This window comes from Methyloceanibacter marginalis (assembly GCF_001723295.1).
GTDB lineage: Bacteria > Pseudomonadota > Alphaproteobacteria > Rhizobiales > Methyloligellaceae > Methyloceanibacter > Methyloceanibacter marginalis.
This window is the reverse complement of the sequence record NZ_LPWD01000317.1, coordinates 1-1,792: the sequence shown is the minus strand read 5'-3', so window position 1 is coordinate 1,792 and position 1,792 is coordinate 1. Positions and strand designations below refer to the sequence as shown.

At 66.4% G+C, this 1,792-nt stretch carries 1 protein-coding gene and 1 pseudogene; both read left to right on the top strand.

Annotated features, from left to right (window positions below):
- Positions 1-813: pseudogene (obgE, locus tag AUC71_RS11590) on the top strand (GTPase ObgE); the annotation flags it as partial.
- On the top strand, positions 810-1,792 hold a 983-nt coding region (gene proB, locus AUC71_RS11585; RefSeq protein ID WP_069624390.1), incomplete at its 3' end, for a glutamate 5-kinase. The pseudogene obgE and the gene proB, both read left to right, overlap by 4 nt.

The following is a 1,792-nucleotide window of genomic DNA, read 5'->3' as shown; positions in this document are numbered from 1 at the left end:
GCCAGAACCGCACCGGGGCGGGGGGGGCCGACGTGGTGCTCAAAGTGCCGCCGGGAACGCAAATTCTCGACGAGGACGGGGAGACTCTGATCGCCGATCTGACGGAGCCCGGCCAGCGCATCGTGCTGCTGGAGGGAGGGAATGGCGGCTTCGGCAATACGAAGTTCAAGACCTCCACGAACCGGGCGCCGCGCCGCGCCAATCCCGGTCAGCCGGGAGAGGAGATGTATATCTGGTTGCGGCTGAAGCTGATCGGTGACGCCGGCATTATCGGCCTCCCCAACGCCGGGAAGTCCACGTTCCTGGCGACGGTCAGTGCGGCCAAGCCCAAGATCGCCGACTATCCCTTCACCACGCTCATTCCCAATCTGGGCGTGGTCCGCATCGACGGCTTTGACTTCGTGCTCGCCGACATCCCGGGGTTGATCGAAGGGGCGCATGAAGGTGCAGGCATCGGCGACCGCTTCCTCGGTCACGTCGAGCGCACGGCGGTATTGCTGCATTTGGTGGATGCGACCGGCGAAGATCCGGTGGAGGCTTATGAGATCGTGCGTGGCGAGGTCGAGGCCTACGGCGCGGGGCTCGGCGAGAAGCTTGAGGTGCTCGTGCTGTCGAAGGCCGACGCCGTCGAGAAGGATGAGATCAAGAAGAGGCGCGCGCCTTGAAGAGGCGTCGGGAGTCACGCCGCTGATCGTCTCCGCCGCGACCGGCGAAGGCGTACAGGAGGTGCTGCGGGCGCTCGCAACAAGAATCAAAGAGGTGCGAGCGCAAGAGAAAGCGGCACCGGTGACCGCGGCGGGGTGGCGGCCATGAGGTCCGAATGGACAAACGCCCGGCGCATCGTCGTGAAGATCGGCTCGTCGCTCTTGGTCGACAGCGCCGCGGGTGCCTTACGCCGCGAATGGCTCAGTGCGCTCTGCGACGACATCGCCGATCTGCGGACGCAGGGCAAAGAGGTGATCGTCGTCTCTTCCGGCGCCATCGCGCTTGGCCGCAATGTGCTCAAGTTGCCGAAGGGACCGCTCAAGCTCGAAGATAGTCAAGCAGCCGCAGCCGTCGGCCAGATCGATCTCGCACATGCCTACGAGGATGCGTTCCGTGCGCGCGGGCTCGTCGCCGCGCAGGTCTTGGTGACGCTGGGTGACACCGAAGAGCGCCGCCGTTACCTCAACGCGCGCTCCACCATCACGACGCTACTCAAGCTCGGCGCTGTGCCGGTGGTCAACGAGAACGACACGGTGGCGACCAATGAGATCCGTTATGGCGACAACGATCGTCTTGCCGCGCGTGTCGCTTCGATGATGAGCGCCGATTGTCTCGTGCTGTTGTCCGACGTGGAGGGCTTCTTCACGGCGCCGCCCGGCTCATCGCCGGAGGCGCGGCGCCTCGACGAGGTGCCGGAGATCACGCCCGAGATCGAGGCCATGGCCGGCGACGTGGGCTCGGAGCTGTCACGCGGCGGTATGGTCACCAAAATCGAGGCGGCCAAGATCGCCGTGCAGGCCGGGACCGATATGGTGATCGCCAGCGGCAAGGTGATGAACCCCTTGCGGGCTCTCGCGACCACCGGTGTCTGCACCTGGTTCTTGGCGCGCTCGGACCCCACCACGGCGCGCAAGCGCTGGATCGGTGGCACGCTCGAGCCGCGCGGAGCGCTCGTCGTGGATAGCGGCGCCGCGGCGGCGCTCGGGTCGGGCAAGAGCCTCCTGCCGGCCGGCGTCACGCGCATCGAAGGTCATTTCGAGCGTGGCGACGCCGTCGTCATTCGGAATGGCGAGGGCGTCGAGATCGG